The organism is Arsenicicoccus sp. UBA7492 (assembly GCF_002479615.1).
GTDB lineage: Bacteria > Actinomycetota > Actinomycetes > Actinomycetales > Dermatophilaceae > Arsenicicoccus > Arsenicicoccus bolidensis.
The window spans coordinates 18,667-36,955 of the sequence record NZ_DLOE01000023.1 but is presented as its reverse complement, the minus strand read 5'-3'; the positions used below and the strand labels follow the sequence as shown (position 1 = coordinate 36,955).

Genomic DNA, 18,289 nt, shown 5'->3' with positions numbered 1-18,289 from the left:
CGTCTCGGGCGTATCGCAGCTCCAGGTGCGTCGTGGTCCCTGACGCCATGTCGTCCAGCAGCGCGTGAAGGAGCTGCCGATGGGGGTGTCGCGTCCGCAGCGTGAGTCGGTGACGGAGGAGGTCTGCCGTCGTCCTCCCTCGTTGGACCGCGTCGAGCAGAGGTGACATGCATCCGTCGACGGTCGTGGACGCCGCGGAGAGGTCGAGCACGGTGTCCTCCACGCGCTGCCGTGGTGGGTGTCCCGGGCGAGGGTCCAGCAGGACCCCCGGGCGCCGGCGCACGAAGCGCCACCCCGCTCGCGACCGCACTCGCCGGTTGCGGGGGACGGAGATGTCGATGACCCGGGGCTCCTCCCCGATCAACCCCTCCAGGCGTGCGGCCGCCCTGCCGGCGACCAGGGCGCCCTCGCCCGCATGGAGCAGGCCTGCCCAGACACGGCTCATGAGCGGCAGGTCCCGTGGGTCTGTGCCAGGAGCAGCGGAGACGGCGTAGATGCCGGCAAAGACGGTGACCCATTGCTGCCGCCGCCAACGGATCGCGTTGTCCGACAACCCTGCCGCGAGGAGCTCGGCACGCGTCACGATGCCCCCACGCCGTCTGACGAGGGTGGTGACCGACTGGGGGAGCTCGCGCATGAGCGCAGCCTGACCGACGCCGCCGGGCGGCGCACCTGGCCGGCCAGCACCTGTGGATCCCGCGGTCCGATCCGCGTCTCCCTGTGGACGCCGGGGCGCTGATGCACCCTTTTCACCCGATGTGCAGCGAGCGGTCGGCGAGGTCAGCGGGAGGGGTAGGGGCGCGGCAGGCGCAGCCCGTTCAGCGCCATCACGCGACGCCCCAGGTCGGGGTAGTTCGTGATGAAGCCGTCCACCCCGTTGTCGATCAGCGTCTGCATCGTCGCCGGGTCGTCGACGGTCCACGGCACAACCTTGAGCCCGCGCGCATGGGCCGCGTCCGTCATGGCGCGGTCGGCATACAGCCGGAAGCCGGGCTCGCCGACCTTGCCGTCCTGCGGGAAGCCGTAGGTGGGGGAGAGGGTCGTCACCCCCGGGATCGACGCAGCGGCCCCCACGAAGTCGCCACCGAAGTCGTCCGCGTCGATGCCGCCCAGCCACGGCGAGGCCCCCGGCTTCCCGACCTGCAGGAAGTCGTGGTTGGTCAGCGCCACGAGGGGCAGCCACCGGTCGAGGCTGTGCATGACCTTGAGCGCGCCCCAGTCGAAGCTCTGCACCGTGACCTGCTTCTTCAGGCCGGAGCGCCGGATCTCGGCATGCACCGCCCGGACGAAGAGGTTGCGCTCCATCGTCTGCTCGGGGGCGCCCGCCTCGACCTTGGTCTCGATGTTCATCATGACCTTCTTGGCCTTGTGCTCCCGCACCACGGTGAACACGTCGCGCAGCTCGGCGAGGCTGTTGCCCCAGACCACCTCCTGGCGGGGGTGGCCGGGCAGCTGCTGGTAGCCGCAGTTGAGCGTCTTGACCTGGGCCAGCGTCAGATCCTTGATGAACTTGCCGACGTACGGGAACTGCGGGTCGCCGGCCCGCACCGGTGCCGTGTCCGCACACTTCACGCCGGACACCTGGCGGTCGTGGGTGACGACGACCTTGAGGTCGCGGGTGACCTGGGTGTCGAGCTCGAGGGTGGTGACGCCCAGCTCGAGCGCCTTCGCGAAGGCCTCCGGCGACTCCTCGGTCGTGAGGCCGAGCCCGCCTCGGTGGGCCTGCAGGTCGAAGGTCTTGGCGGGCTTGGGCTTCGGCTTGGCGGACGGTTGGGCGGTGGCGGACGGCGCGACGAGGCCGGCCAGGGCGAGCGTGGCGAGGGTCGCCGCGGCGGTGCGGGTGAGGCTCACGAGGGCTCCTGCGAGGTATGGCGAGCGCGCTGCTCGCTCGACGGGTCCTGCCTGGTGCGCACGACGCTAGGTCTTGTCGATGACCTCCCGCCCATCACCGGTTGAACGTCAGGGGGAGGATGAGGCCATGGACCATCGACCGAAGCACGTCGACGCCGATCCTGACGAGGATGGGCTCGTGCATGTGCCAAAGGGGATCCTGCAGGCCGCCCGTGCCGCGAGGCGGGTCACGGTCCTGACGGGCGCGGGCATGAGCGCCGAGAGCGGCATCCCGACCTTCCGCGACGCGCAGTCGGGCCTGTGGGCACGGTTCGACCCGATGCAGCTGGCCACCCCCGAGGCGTGGGAGGCGGACCCGCCGCTCGTGTGGGCGTGGTATCGCTGGCGGGCCGCCCTCGTCCGTGGCGTCGAGCCCAACGCGGGGCACCGGGCGCTCGCGACCTGGGCCGACGAGACCGCCACGCAGGTCCGCGTCGTCACCCAGAACGTCGACGACCTGCACGAGCGCGCGGGCAGCGCCGTGCTCGCCCACGTGCACGGCAGCCTGCTCGCGACGCGGTGCGCGGACTGCGGGGAGGCGCCATACGAGGAACCGCCCGTGCCACCCGCCCCGGTGGAGCGACTCGACCCACCGACCTGCACCCGCTGCGGCGGGCTGCTGCGGCCCGGCGTCGTGTGGTTCGGCGAGATGCTGCCGACCGCGCCGATGTCGCGGGCGGAGGAGGCGGTCGAGGAGTGCGACCTGGTGCTGGTCGTCGGCACCTCGGGTCTCGTCCACCCCGCGGCCGGCCTGCCGCACCTGGCCCGCGCCCGCGGGATCCCCGTCGTCGAGATCAACCCCGCGCCCACCGAGCTGAGCGACGCCGTCGACGAGGTATGGCGGGAGACCGCCGCCCGCGCGCTCCCCGCAGTGGTGGCCGCCGTCCTCGCCTGACGTCCGCCAGGTCGTCATCGCACGGCCTCCTGAGGTTCACGTGTGACGGTGAACGTTGCTGTGGCGCACCAGCGCTCACCCCGCAGCAGCACCCTCCCCGAGGAGCTCGTGATGATGTCTCGCCGCACACCCATCGCTCTCGCCGTCGTCGTCGGCCTCGTGCCGGCCACCGCACTCGCCGTCAGCATCGCCGCTGACGAGCCGGCCGTCGCCCAGGCCCCGGCCGCTCCCCAGCCGAAGGCCGCGTTCGACCGGTTCGTCGGCAAGGTCCAGGTCGTCCGCGACGTCGGCGCCAGGACGCCCACCACCAACGCCGAGGGCGAGCCCGTCCTGCGCGGCGTCGTCTTCGAGGACAAGGACAAGGACAGCGCCTGGCAGGCCAAGGACAAGGGCGTCGCCGGGGTCAAGGTCAGCAACGGCATCGACGTCGTCCGGACCGACGCCCAGGGTCGCTACGAGCTCCCGGTCCGGGACAAGATGACCGTCTTCATCACCCAGCCGTCGGGCTACCAGGTCCCCGTCGACAGCAACAACGTGGCCCAGTTCGCCTACAACCACGCCCCCAAGGGGACCCAGCAGAAGCTGCGCTTCGGCGGGATCGAGCCCTCCGGCCCGCTGCCGTCGATGGTCAACTTCCCGCTCGCGCCGTCCAAGGCCACGGCCGCCGACACGCAGCGCTGCGTCGCCGCCGGGGACCTGCAGACCTACTCCGGCCGCGAGATCGGCTACGGCCGCGCCGGCGGCCTCAAGCACCTGGCCGACCGCGGTGACCTGGGCTCGTGCGGCGTCCTGTTCCTCGGCGACGTCGCCGGCGACGACCTCGGTCTTTACCCCCGCATCAAGGAGGCGGCCGGCCAGATCGACGCGCCCCTGCGCTTCGTGCCGGGCAACCACGACCTGGACTACGACGCGACGGACGACAAGGACTCCTTCGACACCTTCCGCCAGCAGATGGGTCCGGCCTACTTCTCCTACGACGTGGGCAAGACCCACTTCGTCGGGCTCGACAACGTGGTCTTCCCCTGCAAGAAGGCCACGGACAACGCTGACGGCAAGCGCCCCTCGTGCGACGACCCGGCCAAGCCCGTCTACAACGGCCGCCTCACCGACGAGCAGCTGCAGTGGCTCAAGAACGACCTGGCCAACACGCCCAAGGACTACCAGGTCGTCCTGGCCAGCCACATCCCGCTCGTGAGCTTCGCCGACATGACCAGCCCCATCCACAGCACCGACAACGTCAAGGAGATCTGGAAGCTCCTCGAGGGTCGCAAGGCGCTGTCGCTGTCGGGCCACACCCACTCGCTGGAGAACATGCGCGCGGGTGACTCCTACGGCCCCTGGCAGAAGGCCGCGGGCGTCTCCACGCTGCCGTTCCCGCACATCGTCGCCGGCGCGCTCTCGGGCGACTGGTACTCCGGCGACCTGGACGTCGACGGCCTGCCGATGGCGACCCAGCGTGACGGCGGCCGGCCCGGTCACCTGGTCCTGGACATGAAGGGCAACGAGTTCCGCGAGACCTTCGTGGTGACCGGCGAGCCGGAGCAGAAGCAGATGGCGCTCGGCATCAACTCGCCGCACTGGCGGAGCTGGTTCACGACGCTGTCCCAGTGGCGCCAGGCCAACCCGCCGTCGGCCAAGGACCTCGTCCCGCCCCTCAGCTACAACGACCTCGGCGACCCGCACCTGGTGACCCCGCAGGACCTGGCCGGTGGCAGCTACCTGACCGCCAACGTCTGGAACGGCACCACCGGCTCCAAGGTCGAGGTGTCGATCGACGGGGGCGCCAAGGCGCCAGCCCAGCGCACCCAGCAGGCCCGTGGGGAGGAGTACCGCGTCGGAGCCGAGTGGGCCGACCCCTACGCCGCGACCCGCCAGCTGAGCGTCAACCGCTACGCCCAGCAGAGCACCTCGGGTGACCCCCGTTCCCAGGGCTACGAGCTCTACCGCGGCTCGAAGTACGGTCCGGGTGCGGCCCGTCCCGGCAACAACATCGCGGACCGTATGTCGCACCTGTGGCGCCTCCCGCTGCCGGCCAACCTCTCGGTCGGCGTCCACCGGGCGGAGGTGACGGCGACCGACCGGCTCGGTCGTCGCTTCACCGAGACCATCAGCTTCGAGGTCGTCGAGAAGCGCCCCCAGATGGAGTTCCGCAAGGAGCTGTTCACCACCGGCGGCTGACGATCCCGCTGTGCCGCAACCGCGCCCGCCCGCCGTGACCCCGTCACGGCGGGCGGGCGGGCCGGCATACGGCACCTCTAGGATTGCGGGGACACCCGACGACCGAGAGGGACCCCAGATGACCGCGCCCCAGCTGCCCTCCCGCCTCGAGACCGTCCGCGAGACGATCCTGCGCCGCAACCCGGGCGAGGTCGAGTTCCACCAGGCCGTCGACGAGGTCCTCGTCAGCCTCGGGCCCGTGCTGGAGCGCCGTCCGGACTACGTCGACGCGAGCATCCTCGAGCGCCTCGCCGAGCCCGAGCGGCAGATCATCTTCCGCGTGCCGTGGGTCGACGACCACGGCCGCGTGCAGGTCAACCGCGGCTTCCGCGTCGAGTTCAACTCCGCGCTCGGCCCCTACAAGGGCGGGCTGCGCTTCCACCCCAGCGTCTACCTCGGGATCGTCAAGTTCCTGGGCTTCGAGCAGGTCTTCAAGAACTCCCTGACGGGGCTGCCGATCGGCGGCGGCAAGGGCGGCTCGGACTTCGACCCCAAGGGCCGCTCCGACGGCGAGGTCATGCGCTTCTGCCAGTCGTTCATGACCGAGCTCTACCGCCACATCGGGGAGTACACCGACGTCCCGGCGGGCGACATCGGGGTCGGTGGCCGCGAGATCGGCTACCTCTTCGGGCAGTACAAGCGGATCACCAACCGCTACGAGGCCGGGGTGCTGACCGGCAAGGGCCTCACCTGGGGCGGCGCGCAGACCCGCACCGAGGCCACGGGCTACGGCACCGTCTTCTTCGCCGAGCAGATGCTGGCGATGCGCAAGGCCGCCTTCGAGGGGATGCGGGTGGTCGTGTCCGGCTCGGGCAACGTCGCGATCTACGCCGCGCAGAAGGTCGAGCAGCTCGGCGGGGTCGTGGTCGCCATGAGCGACTCCGGCGGCTACGTCGTCGACGAGGACGGCATCGACATCGAGGTCATGAAGGACCTCAAGGAGGCCCGACGAGCACGGATCAGCGTGTATGCCGAGGGTCGGTCGAGCGCTCACCACGTCTCGGACGGCTCGATCTGGGACGTGCCCTGCGACGTGGCCCTGCCGTGCGCCACCCAGAACGAGCTGCCCCTCGCCGGCGCCAAGGCCCTGATCCGCAACCACTGCCGGGTCGTGGCGGAGGGCGCCAACATGCCGACGACGCCGGACGCGACCGCCGCCCTGCAGGAGGCGGGTGTGCTCTTCGCCCCCGGCAAGGCGTCCAACTGCGGCGGCGTCGCCGTCAGCGCGCTCGAGATGCAGCAGAACGCCTCCCGCGACTCGTGGACCTTCGAGCACACCGAGCAGCGGCTGCGGGACATCATGTCGGGCGTCTTCGGCACCTGCGCGATGACGGCCGAGGAGTATGGCGTCCCCGGCGACTTCGTCAAGGGCGCCAACATCGCCGGCTTCGTCAAGGTCGCGGACGCCATGCTGTCCCTCGGCGTCATCTGACCCGGCCATCAGGTCGCTGGGCCGCCCAGTCCTTCCCGCGGGCCCGCCGGGAGGCGGGCGAGCCGGTACGGTGGGCGCCGTGACCACCCCCACCACGCCCAGCCGCCCCGCTGCAGCACCGTCGTCCCACCGCTGGTGGCAGGCCTCCCCGCCCGCCAACCTCGCCGCCGTCGCGCCCGAGGTCGCCCGCCGCACCCCCGCCAAGGTGGTGGCCCGCAGGCGCCGGGGCAAGGAGTGGCACCCGGTCACGGCCACCCAGCTGGCGGCCGAGATCGCCCAGCTGGCCAAGGGATTCGTCGCCGCGGGGGTGCAGCCGGGGGACCGCGTCGCGATCATGAGCCGCACCCGCTACGAGTGGATGGTCGTCGACGTCGCGCTGTGGACCGCAGGGGCGATCCCGGTCGCGGTCTACGACTCGTCGTCGGCCCCGCAGCTGGAGTGGATCCTTGAGGACTCCGGCGCGGTGGGTGTCGTGGTCGAGGGTCGTGACGGGGTCGCGATGGTCGAGCAGATCGCGTCACGGCTGCCCGACCTGGTCCACCGCTGGAGCATCGACGACGCCGACGGCGCGACGAGCCTGGACTCCCTCGGGACCCGCGCGGCCGCGGTCGAGGACGCCGAGCTGGACCGTCGCCGCGAGGCGCTCACCCGCGACGACGTCGCCACCTTGATCTACACCTCCGGCACGACCGGGCGCCCCAAGGGGTGCGAGCTGACGCACGACAACCTCCTGCGCGAGGCGGAGCTGGCGGTCGGGCGGCTGCCCGAGCTGTTCGACGGCGAGGACGCCTGCTGCCTGTTCTTCCTGCCGATGGCGCACGTGCTGGGGCGGCTCATGGAGGTGGCCTTCCTGCTCGACGGCACCACCGTCGGCCACAGCGACCCCGGCCGCGTCACCCTCGACCTCGCCACGCTGCGCCCGACCTTCACGGTCGCCGTGCCGCGCATCTTCGAGCGCATCTACGACGGCGCGCAGCGCAAGGCCACCAAGGACGGCAAGGGCCGCATCTTCGACGCGGCCACCGCGACGGCGATCCGCTGGAGCAAGGCGCGCGAGGCCGGCCGCGTCGGCCCGATCCTGGCGGCGCAGCACGCAGTGTTCGACCGCCTCGTCTACGCCAAGATCCGCGAGCTCTTCGGCGGGCGGGTGCGGTATGTCGTGAGCGGGGGCGCGCCCCTGGGGGAGCGGCTCGGCCACTACTTCCACGGCATCGGCGTGACCGTGCTCGAGGGCTATGGCCTCACCGAGACGACGGGCGCGGCGACGGTCAACACCGCGGCCGAGATGCGCATCGGGTCCGTGGGGCGGCCGCTCCCCACCTACGACGCCCGGGTCGACGCCAAGGGCGAGCTCCTCGTCCGGGGCCGCCACGTCTTCCGCGGCTACTGGCACAACCCCGAGGCCACCGCCGACGTGCTCGACAGTGACGGATGGTTCCGCACCGGCGACCTCGCCCGCATCGACGAGGACGGCTACGTCCACATCACGGGTCGGGTCAAGGAGATCATCGTCACCGACTCCGGCAAGAACGTCTCGCCCGCACCCCTCGAGGACGTCATCCGCTCCCACCGGCTCGTGTCACAGGCCGTGGTGGTGGGCGACGCCCGGCCCGCGATCGGGGTGCTGATCACCCTCGACGAGGAGGCGGTCGCCGAGTGGCTGCGCGACCAGGGACGCCCCGAGGTGCCCGTCGCCGAGCTGGTGGACGACCCGGCCCTGCGGGCAGAGCTGCAGCGCGCGGTCGATGCCGCCAACGCGACGGTGTCCCACGCCGAGCGGATCGCCCGCTTCGGCATCCTGCCGGTTGAGCTGACCGAGGAGGGTGGGCACATCACCCCCACGATGAAGCTGCGCCGGGGTGCGGTCACCTCGCAGTTCGCCGACCAGATCGACGCGCTCTACCGCCGCGGCTGACGGCCCGCGCGGCGACACGCAGTGCCATGACGTATGCCGCAGGGTGATCGCGGCCCCCGTCTGGCGCTGCCAACCTGAGAGGTGTCTCCGCATCTGCGGCCTGACCCCAACCCTACCCTCACGTAAGGGTAGGGTTGGGGCTGTCGTCATGCCCGCCGTCCACCGCCTAGGAGCCACCGCCGTGACCCGGTCCAACGCCTTCCGGCCCCCGTGGGACGCACCCCAGCCCCAGCCGGCCGAGCCCATCGCCTCCGATGCCCGTGTCCCCGCCGAGCGCCGCTGGGTCGAGTGGCTCGCCCGCCGTCACCCGATCGTCGACGTCCTGCGCGAGGACCGACAGCGCAACGACGGCATCTCGTCGCCAGGATTCCAGGCCGTCGCGTCGCAGCGGCTGGCCCGGTGGGCGGCCTCCGCGGAGGCCCCGCGATGGGCGCGAGGACCGGTGGGTCGCGCCGCTCGTGCGGGGCAGTGGGTGGCCCGGTCCGTCTACGGCATCGAGATCCCGGCCGAGGTGAGCCTCGGTCGTCGCGTCCGGGTCGCCCACCAGAGCGGCATCGTCGTGCACCGCGACGCGGTGATCGGTGACGACGTCACGCTGCGGCAGAACGTCACGATCGGCCTGCACCGCGACGACGTCGAGGACCAGGCCCGCAACGTGCCGACGATCGGGGACGGCGTCTCCCTCGGCGCCGGCGCCGTGGTCGTCGGACCGGTCGACGTGGGTGCCGGTGCTCGGGTGGGCGCCAACGCCCTGGTCACCGAGGACGTGCCGGCCGGGGGCAAGGCCGTGCTGCCCAAGGGAGTCGTCACCGGCCCCGACCGGCTCGCCGCGACGCCCCGCGCCTCCTGATCCCGGGCCGTCCGCCCAGGCGCGATCCGGTCAGACGCGGACGCGGGCCGAGGCCTGTCCGAGGCGCTGACCCAGGTGCTTGGCCGCCGACAGCCGCTGCTCGATCTCGGCCAGCGCCGTCGTGACGTCCGACCGGCACTCGGCGACGGTGGCCACGTCGTCATCGGTGCCCTCGCCGTTCTCCAGCGCGAGGCAGGCGTCGACGATCGGGCGGATGCGCTCCAGCGGGAGGCCGATGATCTTGAGGTCCATCACCAGCCGCAGCCGCTCGACGGCCTCGGCGCCATAGATGCGGAAGCCGCCGTTGGTGCGTCCGCGGGGCGTCACGAGCCCCAGGTCCTCGTAGTGCCGGATGGACCGCAGGCTGAGCCCCGTGAGGTCGGCGACGTCCCCGATGTGCAGGGGACGGTCGGGGACAGGCCCGGACAGGGGCGAGATCAGCATCGAGGACTCCGGGACGTGGCTGGCAGGGTGGCTGGCTAGGAATCCTAGCCGTCGTCAGCCCCAGACCCCCGACGATCCCCGGCGGTGGCTGTCGACCAGGTGGGTGTCCACGATGCCGATGGCCTCCATCAGCGCGTGCATCGTCGTGGGTCCGACGAAGGTGAATCCCTTGCGCTTCAAGGCCTTCGACAGGGCCAGGGACTCCGGTGTCGTCGTGGGGAGCTCGGCCAGGGTGCGCGGGGCGGGGGTGGAGGCCGGCCGGTGGGCCCAGACGAGCTCGGCCAGCCCGCCCTCCGCGCGCAGGGTGACGGTGGCGCGGGCGTTGGTGATGGTCGCCTCGACCTTGCGGCGGTTGCGGACGATCCCGGCGTCGCCCATCAGCCGTTCGACGTCGCTCTCGCCGTAGGCCGCGACCGAGTCGGGGTCGAAGTCCGCGAAAGCGCTGCGGAACGCCGGTCGCTTGCGCAGGATCGTCGACCACGAGAGGCCGGACTGGAAGGCCTCGAGGCTCAGCCGCTCGAAGACCCCGCGCTCGTCGCGGACCGGCATCCCCCACTCGGTGTCGTAGTAGTCGCGCAGCAGCGGGTCGGTGGCCGCCCACGGCGGGCGCGCCAGGCCGTCCTCACCGATCACGATCTCGCTCAACGACTCTCCTCAGGGGCCGGTATGCCGGTCCGCCGGCGTGGCAGCGGCGGACTCCATCGCCAGCAGCCACTGCTTGGCCTCGGCCCCACCACGATAGGCGCCGCTCGTGCCGTCGCTGCGGACGACGCGGTGGCAGGGCACGAGGATGGGCACGGGGTTGGTGGCGCAGGCCGTGCCCACCGCCCGCACCGCCCCGGGGCTGCCGGCCGCGGCGGCGACCCCGGCGTAGGACCGCGTTGCGCCATATGGGATCTCGCGCAGCCGGTCGAGGACGTCGCGGCGAAATCCCTTGGCGAGCGCCAGGTCCGCGGCGACGTCGAAGTGGTCGCGGCGCCCGGCGAAGAAGTCGTCCAGCTCCCGGGCGACGTCGTCGAGCGTCGAGCCTGCCGGCAGCACGCGCGGGCCCAGGCGCCGGGCGAGGTCGTCGACCACCGCGTCGAACCCCTCGTGCGCGAAGGCGACCCGGGCGACCCCTCGCGGCGTCGCCGCCACCAGCAGCGGCCCGACCGGGCTGTCGATCGTGCGGTGACGCACGTCCAGGGTCCCCTCGAGCAGGGCCCGGGAGGACAGGGCCGCGGTGAGCCGGGCGAGGTCGGCCGTCTCGTCCGCCTGGCCCGGGGCGTCGGCTCCGGCCTCCAGCAGCGTTCGCAGGTCGGTCATCTCGGGTCCTCGTCTCGGTCGTCGTCCGCCAGCAGGGGATAGGTGCGCCGCAGCGCCGCGATGCCGTCGGCGCAGGCGCGGCGGGCGGCGGCCGGCGTGCTGCCGAGGATGATGGCGACCTCGGCGTGCGGGAGCCCGGCGAGGTGGTGGTAGGCCACCGCCTGGCGCTGCCGGTCCGTCAGGGTGGCCAGGGCGGCCCACAGGTCGGGGTCGTGGTCGTGCGGGTTCCCGTGGCGCGCAGGGCGGTCCGGGACGTGCTCGGTCGGGGTGCTACGAGCAGCCTTGCGCACCAGGTCGATCGCCTTGCGGTGCGCGATCGTGACGAGCCACGCCTCCACGTTGGCGTCCGCGTCCAGCCGCGGCCACGCGCGCAGGGCCGCGAGAAAGGTCTCGGACCAGGCGTCCTCGGCGTCGACCGGCCCCACCACGGCGCGGCAGACCCGCAGGACGGTGGCCCCGTGCGCGGTGACCACGTCCTCGAAGGGCTCGCTGCGCGGCATACGAGATCGGCTGTCGCTCAGAAGAGCCGACCGGTCACGGACGCCGCCGGCTCCTCGTGAGCGAGCAGCCAGCGCTTGCGCTCGAGCCCCCCGGCATAGCCGGTCAGGGAGCCGTCGGACCCGATGACGCGGTGGCACGGGACGACGATGGAGATCGGGTTGGCGCCGTTCGCGTTGCCGACCGCCTGGGCCGCGCCGGGCTGGCCGAGAGCCCGGGCGAGCTGCCCGTAGGACCGCGTCTCGCCGTAGGGGATCTCGCGCAGCTGCGCCCACACGCGCTGCTGGAAGCCGTCCCCGGGGGGATCCGTGGGGAGGTCGAAGGACCTCCGCTCGCCGCCGAAGTACTCACCCAGCTGGGTGCGGGCCCGGATGAGCAGCGGGTCCTCGTCCGCCCGCTCGCCGTGCTCGGTGACGGCCGGAGCGCGCCCGTGCCGCTCGAAGTAGAGGGCGATCAGGGCGTCGTCCTCGGCGACCGCGGTCAGCGGCCCGACCGGGCTGTCGATGATCGTGTGGCGACGCATGCTGCTCCTCGGGCTGGGGCTCTTCACACACGGTAGACGCCGCGACCCCCCGATCCGTGAGCCCTCACGCCCGATAGGTCTGGGCGACGCCGTGCCAGGCCAGCTCGGCCAGCTGGTGCGTGAGCTCGGCGCGCGTCAGGCGGGTCGCGGGATCGGCCGCGAGCCAGTCGTCCGCGCAGGCCTGCACCGATCCGACCAGCGCCACGGCCCAGACGTGGGACACCGCCGGGGTGGTCGCCTCGTCGAGGGTCGCGGCCACTGTGGCCGCCACCTGGCTGGTGATGCCGGGGACCGGGTCGTCGTCGAGGGGGCCGTCGACCAGCGGACGTCGTATGACGAAGCGGTACAGCTCGGGGTCGCGCTCCACCAGGCGCAGGTAGGCGTCGATCACGGACTCCAGCACCTCGCGCTGCGACGCGTCGGCGTCCAGCGACGAGCGGACCCGCCCCACGATCTGCCCCTCGACGCGCTGCGCCACGGCGCGGTACAGGCCGGTGCGGTCCTCGAAGTGCCGGTAGATCACGGTCTTGCTGGTCCCCGCCTGGGCGGCGATGTCGTCGAGCCCGACCCCCGCGCCGTGCTGCCGGATCGCGCGGACGGTGTGGTCCACGAGCTCGACCCGTCGCTGCCGGCGGTGCTCCTCCCACCGGGATGCCCGCCCGTCGACGCGTCCGACGCCGTCGCCAGGGTGGGGAGTGTCGCTCGTCATACGACAGAAATTATCAGGTGATCAAGGTATCGGGTACTCAAGGTATCGGTTAGATTGGCAACAGCGTCAGACCCATCTCGCACAGGAGCACCCATGACGACCACCCGTCGCGTCGCCGTCCTCGGCGGCAACCGCATCCCCTTCGCCCGGTCCAACGGCGCCTACGCCAAGGCCTCCAACCAGGACATGCTCACCGCCGCGCTGGACGGGCTCGTCGCCCGCTACGGCCTCTCGGGCGAGCGGCTCGGCGAGGTCGCCGCCGGCGCGGTCATCAAGCACTCGCGCGACTTCAACCTCACGCGTGAGTCCGTGCTCGGCACCCGGCTGTCGGCGCAGACCCCGGCCTACGACCTGCAGCAGGCCTGCGGCACCGGTCTCGAGGCCGCCATCCTGGTCAGCAACAAGATCGCCCTCGGGCAGATCGAGGTCGGCATCGCCGGCGGCGTCGACACCACCTCGGACGCGCCGATCGTCATCAGCGAGGGCCTGCGTCGCAGCCTGCTGTCCGCCATGCGCGCCAAGACCCCGATGGCCCGCGCCAAGGCCTTCGCCGGCCTGCGCCCCCAGCACCTGGCCCCCGTCGCCCCGCAGAACGACGAGCCCCGCACCGGCCTGTCGATGGGCGAGCACATGGCCCAGACCGCCAAGCGCTGGGGCATCACCCGCGAGGCGCAGGACGAGCTGGCCGCCGCCTCGCACCACAACCTCGCGGCGGCCTACGACCGCGGCTTCTTCGACGACCTGATGACGCCCTTCCTGGGCCTCACCAAGGACAACAACCTGCGGCCCGACTCCTCGGTCGACAAGCTCGCCACCCTCAAGCCGGTCTTCGGCAAGGGCGAGGGCGCCACCATGACCGCCGGCAACTCCACCCCGCTCACCGACGGCGCCTCGGCGGTGCTCCTCGCCAGCGAGGACTGGGCGCGCGAGCACCGCCTCGAGCCCCTCGCCTGGTTCGTCGACGGCGAGACGGCGGCCGTCGACTACGTGCACGGTGACGAGGGCCTGCTCATGGCCCCCGCGTATGCCGTGCCCCGCCTCCTGGCGCGAAACGGACTGAGCCTGCAGGACTTCGACTTCTACGAGATCCACGAGGCCTTCGCCTCCACGGTGCTGTCCACGCTCAAGGCCTGGGAGGACGAGGACTTCTGCCGGGAGCGGCTCGGCCTGGACGCGCCGCTCGGCTCGATCGACCGCAGCAGGCTCAACGTCAACGGCTCGTCGCTCGCGGCCGGCCACCCCTTCGCGGCCACCGGTGGTCGCATCCTCGCCAGCCTGGCCAAGATGCTGCACGAGCGGGGCTCGGGCCGCGGCCTGATCTCCATCTGCGCGGCCGGTGGCCAGGGCGTCGTCGCGATCGTGGAGGCCTGAGATGGCTGACCAGTACTCCGACTTCATCAACACGCCCTTCGGCAAGAACGTCGCCAAGCGGCTCGGCCTGCCCGCCCCCGTGCGCCTGCGGCGCTACGAGCCTGGCCAGATCCTCTGCGAGTCACCGGTGCTCGTGACGGGGACGGGCTCGTATGTCGCCAGCGTGCGCTCCCTGCTCACCAATGCCGCTGTGTCCGTGGTGGACTCGCTGGAGGAGCTGGGCGACGGCCGCCTCGGTGGCGTCGTGCTCGACCTGTCGGACGCGCGTCACCCCTCCGACCTCGCCGTGCTGCGCGAGCTGGGCGCCCCGGCCGTCAAGCGGCTCGGTCGCAACGCCCGCGTCGTCGTGATCGGCACGGACCACACGCAGCTCAGCGACCCCGTGCAGGTGGCGACCCAGCGCGCCCTCGACGGGTTCACCCGCTCCCTGGCCAAGGAGCTGCGCGCCGGCGCCACGGCCAACCTCGTCCTCGGGCCGGTCTCGGAGGGAGAGGTGTCCGAGCAGGCTCGCGCTAACGTCGGCGAGGCCGTGCGGTTCTTCCTCTCCGGCCGGTCGGCGTTCGTCGACGGGCAGCCCGTGCGGGTGAGCAGCGCTGCGGCGCAGGCCAACCCGTCCGTCGACCGTCCTCTCGACGGCCAGGTCGCCGTCGTGACCGGCGCGGCGCGAGGCATCGGCGCGGCCATCGCGCGCACCCTGCACCGCGACGGCGCCACGGTCGTGTGCGTCGACGTGCCCGCGGCCGGCGAGGCTCTCGCGCAGGTCGCCGGCGAGGTCGGTGGCACGGCGCTGCAGCTCGACGTCACGGCCGAGGACGCCGGCCGCCGCATCCTCGACCACGCTCGCGGCCGTCACGGCGGGCTCGACATCGTGGTGCACAACGCCGGCATCACCCGCGACAAGCTCTTCGTCAACATGGACGAGTCCCGGTGGGACAGCGTGATGGCCGTCAACCTCGCCTCGATCGTGCAGATGAACGAGACCCTCCTCGGCTCCGACGGCCTGGGTGACGGCGGCCGCATGGTGTGCCTGTCCTCGCAGTCCGGCTTCGCGGGCAACCGCGGCCAGACCAACTACTCGGCCACCAAGGCCGCGATCATCGGCCTCGTCGGCGCCCTCGCCCCACAGGTCGCCGAGCGCGGCATCACCGTCAACGGGGTCGCCCCCGGCCTCATCGAGACCGAGATGACGGGCAAGATGCCGTTCGCCACGCGCGAGGCGGCCCGCCGCCTGTCCTCGCTGCAGCAGGGCGGCCTGCCCGTCGACGTCGCCGACACGATCGCCTGGCTGGTCCAGCCCGCGTCGGCCGGGGTCACCGGCCAGGTCGTCCGCGTGTGCGGCCAGAACATGATCGGGGCGTGAGGGCCGGATGACGACCGACCAGCCCACCGTCGCCACCGAGGAGATCCGCGAGTCTCCCTCTCTGGTGCGCTCGCTCGTGCGCGGCGCCCTCACCGCCAAGGGGCGCGGCGGTGACCTGAGCACCCGACGCCTGGTGCGCCGCGGGGTGCAGGTCGACCGTGGTCACCTCGCGGACTACCAGCGGCTCGTGGGGGCGGCGGGCGGTGACGTCCTGCCGCACGCCTACCCGCACCTGCTGGGCTTCCCCCTGGCCGCAAAGATCATGTCCGACAAGGACTTCCCCCTGCCCATGCCGGGCCTCGTGCACGTCGAGAACGCCACGACCGTGCACCGCACCCTGACCGCCGACCAGGCCTACGACGTCACCGTGTGGGCCGAGTCGCTGCGCCCGCACACCAAGGGGCGGCTCGTCGACCTGGTGACGCTCGTGGAGGTCGACGGCGAGGCCGTCTGGCAGGAGACCAGCACCTATCTGCAGCGCGGGGCCGGCGAGGCCGATGCCCCGCGTGGCGCCGCGGCCCCCGGCATACCCGCTGGAGACCCGTGCGCCCGGTGGAGGCTGGCCGACGACCTGGGCCGCCGCTATGCCGCGGTGTCCGGGGACGTCAACCCGATCCACCTGCACCCGCTGACGGCCAGGGCGATGGGCTTCCCGAGGGCCATAGCCCACGGCATGTGGACCGGTGCGCGCACCATCGCCGCGCTCGGGCCGCAGAGCACGGGCCCGAGCCGGTCGCACGTGTGGTTCCGCAAGCCGGTGCTGCTGCCGACCACCGTGGACCTCGTCGTGGACCGGTCGGGCAGCGCGCAGGTCGCGGCGCTGCGTGCGACCAAGGATCCCGAGACTATTCACCTGGTGGCGACCCTCGAGGCCTGACGCCCGGCCGCGTCAACGACCGCTGATGCTGGAGTAGGGGATCCGCTTCATCTCGCGCACCTCCCCGACCGTGCCCCACTCGTCCCGGCCGAGGCGGGCGAGGGGCGCGAGGTCACGGATCCGGGCGTGCGGGCTGTCGGGGCGGCTGAGGTCGAGGACGTCCTCGTCGACGGCGACGTGCTGCACGGCGCCGATCACGACCGTCGAGTCGCCGAGCGTCACCGCGGCGTGCAGCCGACACTCGATGGCGACCGGCGACGCGGCCAGGCGGGGCACCGAGACGGTCGCGCTGGGCTCCCGCTCGAGCTCGAGCGCCTCGAGCTCGCTCACGTCCGCCGGGTAGTCCGTCCCCGACGCGTTGCCCGCCTCGACGTGCCGCTCCCCGAGCAGGTGGACGACGAACTCGCCTGTCTCACGGACGTTTCGCAGGGTGTCCTTGACCCCCACCGAGGTGAACTGCACCATCGCCGGGTCCACGCACGACACGGTGTAGAACGAGTGCGGCGCGAGGTTGTCGACGCCCGCGGCGGACCGTGAGGTGACCCAGGCGATCGGCCGCGGGACGATCACCGACGTCAGCAGGTGATAGAGGCCGCGGTTGGGGAGGGCACCCTCGCCATGGACCGGGAAGTCGTGACGCATGCCGCCACCCTAGGGCCGAGGTGCCGGACCACGCCCGTCCGCCCCGGCTAGAGTCGCCGCCATGGAGACCCTCGACCACGACGGCGGACCGGTCGTCACCTCGACCCCCGACCTCGTCCGGCGCCTGGCGGAGGCCATCGACGGACCCACCCGCCGTAGGGCGCGCGCCTTCGAGGTGGTGCTCGTCGTCCTCGCGGTCGTCGCGGCGGTGGTCGTGGCACTCTCGGGCGGGTCGATCTCCTGGTGGCTGGCCCTGACGCCCGTCATCCTGGCGCTGGTCCTCGTGGCGGCCGACGTCGGTCGGCGCCGACGGGTCACCTCGGCCCTCGGGGTGCAGGAGCGCTTCGCGCTGAGGTATGACGCCCCCGCCCGCCTCGTCCGGTTCCCCATCTCGGGGACGGAGCACCCGCTCGACCGCTTCCGCCGGGCGCGGGTCACCGACGACGGCGTGCTCGTCCTGGAGCGCCGCGACAACACCCGCACCCCGCTGCCCGTCGACGCGATCCCCGCCGACCAGCGCGATTCCCTCCTCGCCGACCTCGCCGGCTGACCCTCGCAGCACACTCAGCAGCCGGGTGTGCGCTTCCCGCGCTGGGAGCGCGAGGTTGGCACGGGGTCAGGCGTCGCCGAGGTGCTTGAGGGCCTCGCGGACCGAGAGAGGGGACAGGCGCGTGCGCCGGGTCGCGACATACATGCGCACCCAGGCGGGGTCGACCCGGGCGTGCTGGCGCAGCGCCCACCCGATGGCCTTGCGGATGAAGAACTCCCGGTCTCGCAGGTTGGCGTCCAGGCAGTCCTGGAGGAGCGCGACGTCGGTGCGACCCTTGCTGTCGAGCTGGCCGATGATCGAGGCGCGGCGCAGCCAGAGGTCGTCGGACGTCGACCAGGCGCGCAGCCGCGCCGCGAATGGCGGCTCGGCGCGCAGGACCTCGCCCACCACGGGCGTGGTCGCGTCGACGACGTCCCACCACGCGCCGGTCGTGATGAGGTGCTCGAGCAGGGGAGCCAGGCCGCTGTCGCGCCACTGGCCGTAGGCGCGGTGCCGGAGCAGCTCGATCGCGGTGTAGCGCTCCTCGCGGTGGCTCGCCTCGTCCCACAACCGGCGGACGGTCGCCACCCACTCCTCGCGCGTGGCCAGCCGGTGCGCAGCGAGGACGGGACGGGTCAGGAGCCGGCGCTGCGGCGAGGTCAGCCCGTGGAACGGCATCGCCGACCTCATGTAGCGCTGCTGCCCGGCCGCCCGCTCCGGGTCTGCGTGCGCGGCGAGGAGGGACCGGACCTCGAGGACCAGGGCGTCGGCGTCGCTCACGGTGCCAGCGTAGCCACCAGCGGCCGGACGTTGCTGCGCACAGAGACGACCA

The 18,289-nt window shown here is 72.6% G+C and carries 18 protein-coding genes; 9 read left to right on the top strand and 9 right to left on the bottom strand.

From position 1 onward, the window contains the following. Positions 1-780 precede the first annotated feature (780 nt). Positions 781-1,851, bottom strand: a complete 1,071-nt coding sequence (locus tag B4E97_RS06335) for a glycerophosphodiester phosphodiesterase family protein (RefSeq protein ID WP_286959104.1) — start codon at positions 1,849-1,851, stop codon at positions 781-783. Between the two features lie 127 nt (positions 1,852-1,978). On the opposite strand from B4E97_RS06335, the gene B4E97_RS06330 reads away from it, so the two are divergent. The 5 genes from B4E97_RS06330 (at position 1,979) to B4E97_RS06310 (ending at position 9,199) form a co-directional block, all read left to right on the top strand. Beyond that, positions 1,979-2,785, top strand: coding sequence for an SIR2 family NAD-dependent protein deacylase (locus B4E97_RS06330; RefSeq protein WP_286959103.1), 807 nt, complete (start codon positions 1,979-1,981; stop codon positions 2,783-2,785). A gap of 42 nt (positions 2,786-2,827) precedes the next feature. Beyond that, positions 2,828-4,963, top strand: coding sequence for a calcineurin-like phosphoesterase family protein (locus B4E97_RS06325; protein ID WP_286959102.1), 2,136 nt, complete (start codon positions 2,828-2,830; stop codon positions 4,961-4,963). Positions 4,964-5,081: 118 nt separating this feature from the next. Then, positions 5,082-6,434 (top strand): NADP-specific glutamate dehydrogenase, encoded by a 1,353-nt coding sequence (gene gdhA / locus B4E97_RS06320; protein WP_019285082.1) that lies wholly within the window; start codon positions 5,082-5,084, stop codon positions 6,432-6,434. 79 nt (positions 6,435-6,513) lie between these two features. After that, complete coding sequence (locus B4E97_RS06315; RefSeq protein WP_286959100.1) at positions 6,514-8,349, top strand: AMP-dependent synthetase/ligase; 1,836 nt, start codon at positions 6,514-6,516, stop codon at positions 8,347-8,349. A gap of 181 nt (positions 8,350-8,530) precedes the next feature. Next, positions 8,531-9,199 (top strand): serine O-acetyltransferase, encoded by a 669-nt coding sequence (locus tag B4E97_RS06310; RefSeq protein WP_029211496.1) that lies wholly within the window; start codon positions 8,531-8,533, stop codon positions 9,197-9,199. A 30-nt stretch (positions 9,200-9,229) separates the two neighbouring features. Here the strand turns inward: B4E97_RS06310 and B4E97_RS06305 are convergent, their stop codons facing one another. The 6 genes from B4E97_RS06305 to B4E97_RS06280 form a co-directional block, all read right to left on the bottom strand. Next, positions 9,230-9,643 (bottom strand): MerR family transcriptional regulator, encoded by a 414-nt coding sequence (locus tag B4E97_RS06305; RefSeq protein ID WP_286959099.1) that lies wholly within the window; start codon positions 9,641-9,643, stop codon positions 9,230-9,232. Between the two features lie 54 nt (positions 9,644-9,697). Beyond that, positions 9,698-10,288: a DNA-3-methyladenine glycosylase I gene (locus tag B4E97_RS06300; protein WP_286959098.1), complete on the bottom strand. Its 591-nt coding sequence runs from the start codon at positions 10,286-10,288 to the stop codon at positions 9,698-9,700. A 9-nt stretch (positions 10,289-10,297) separates the two neighbouring features. Beyond that, positions 10,298-10,948, bottom strand: coding sequence for a methylated-DNA--[protein]-cysteine S-methyltransferase (locus tag B4E97_RS06295; RefSeq protein WP_286959097.1), 651 nt, complete (start codon positions 10,946-10,948; stop codon positions 10,298-10,300). After that, positions 10,945-11,448: an RNA polymerase sigma factor gene (locus tag B4E97_RS06290; protein ID WP_019285075.1), complete on the bottom strand. Its 504-nt coding sequence runs from the start codon at positions 11,446-11,448 to the stop codon at positions 10,945-10,947. The genes B4E97_RS06295 and B4E97_RS06290 overlap by 4 nt, the downstream gene beginning before the upstream one ends. 17 nt (positions 11,449-11,465) lie before the next feature. Next, positions 11,466-11,969, bottom strand: coding sequence for a methylated-DNA--[protein]-cysteine S-methyltransferase (locus tag B4E97_RS06285; protein WP_239263759.1), 504 nt, complete (start codon positions 11,967-11,969; stop codon positions 11,466-11,468). Between the two features lie 64 nt (positions 11,970-12,033). Next, positions 12,034-12,678 carry a TetR/AcrR family transcriptional regulator gene (locus B4E97_RS06280; RefSeq protein ID WP_286959096.1) on the bottom strand — a complete coding sequence of 215 codons (645 nt, stop codon included), beginning with the start codon at positions 12,676-12,678 and terminating at the stop codon, positions 12,034-12,036. 93 nt (positions 12,679-12,771) lie between these two features. Between B4E97_RS06280 and B4E97_RS06275 the strand changes: the two genes are divergently transcribed. Genes B4E97_RS06275 through B4E97_RS06265 form a run of 3 tightly spaced genes read left to right on the top strand, consistent with a single transcriptional unit; the run spans position 12,772 to position 16,286 of the window. Beyond that, a complete protein-coding gene (locus tag B4E97_RS06275; protein WP_286959094.1) occupies positions 12,772-14,049 on the top strand; it encodes an acetyl-CoA C-acetyltransferase in 1,278 nt (425 codons plus the stop codon). Between the two features lies 1 nt (position 14,050). Next, a complete protein-coding gene (locus B4E97_RS06270; protein WP_286959093.1) occupies positions 14,051-15,409 on the top strand; it encodes a 3-oxoacyl-ACP reductase in 1,359 nt (452 codons plus the stop codon). A gap of 7 nt (positions 15,410-15,416) precedes the next feature. After that, the gene (locus tag B4E97_RS06265; RefSeq protein WP_286959092.1) at positions 15,417-16,286 is read left to right on the top strand and encodes a MaoC family dehydratase; all 870 of its coding nucleotides are present in this window, start codon (positions 15,417-15,419) and stop codon (positions 16,284-16,286) included. A gap of 12 nt (positions 16,287-16,298) precedes the next feature. On the opposite strand, the gene B4E97_RS06260 is transcribed toward B4E97_RS06265, so the two are convergent. Continuing rightward, positions 16,299-16,928 (bottom strand): flavin reductase family protein, encoded by a 630-nt coding sequence (locus B4E97_RS06260; protein ID WP_239263747.1) that lies wholly within the window; start codon positions 16,926-16,928, stop codon positions 16,299-16,301. A gap of 61 nt (positions 16,929-16,989) precedes the next feature. Between B4E97_RS06260 and B4E97_RS06255 the strand changes: the two genes are divergently transcribed. Beyond that, positions 16,990-17,478: a hypothetical protein gene (locus B4E97_RS06255; RefSeq protein ID WP_239263744.1), complete on the top strand. Its 489-nt coding sequence runs from the start codon at positions 16,990-16,992 to the stop codon at positions 17,476-17,478. 66 nt (positions 17,479-17,544) lie between these two features. Here B4E97_RS06255 and B4E97_RS06250 read toward each other — a convergent pair whose 3' ends face one another. Further along, positions 17,545-18,237, bottom strand: coding sequence for a DNA alkylation repair protein (locus tag B4E97_RS06250; protein WP_286959091.1), 693 nt, complete (start codon positions 18,235-18,237; stop codon positions 17,545-17,547). Positions 18,238-18,289 lie beyond the last annotated feature (52 nt).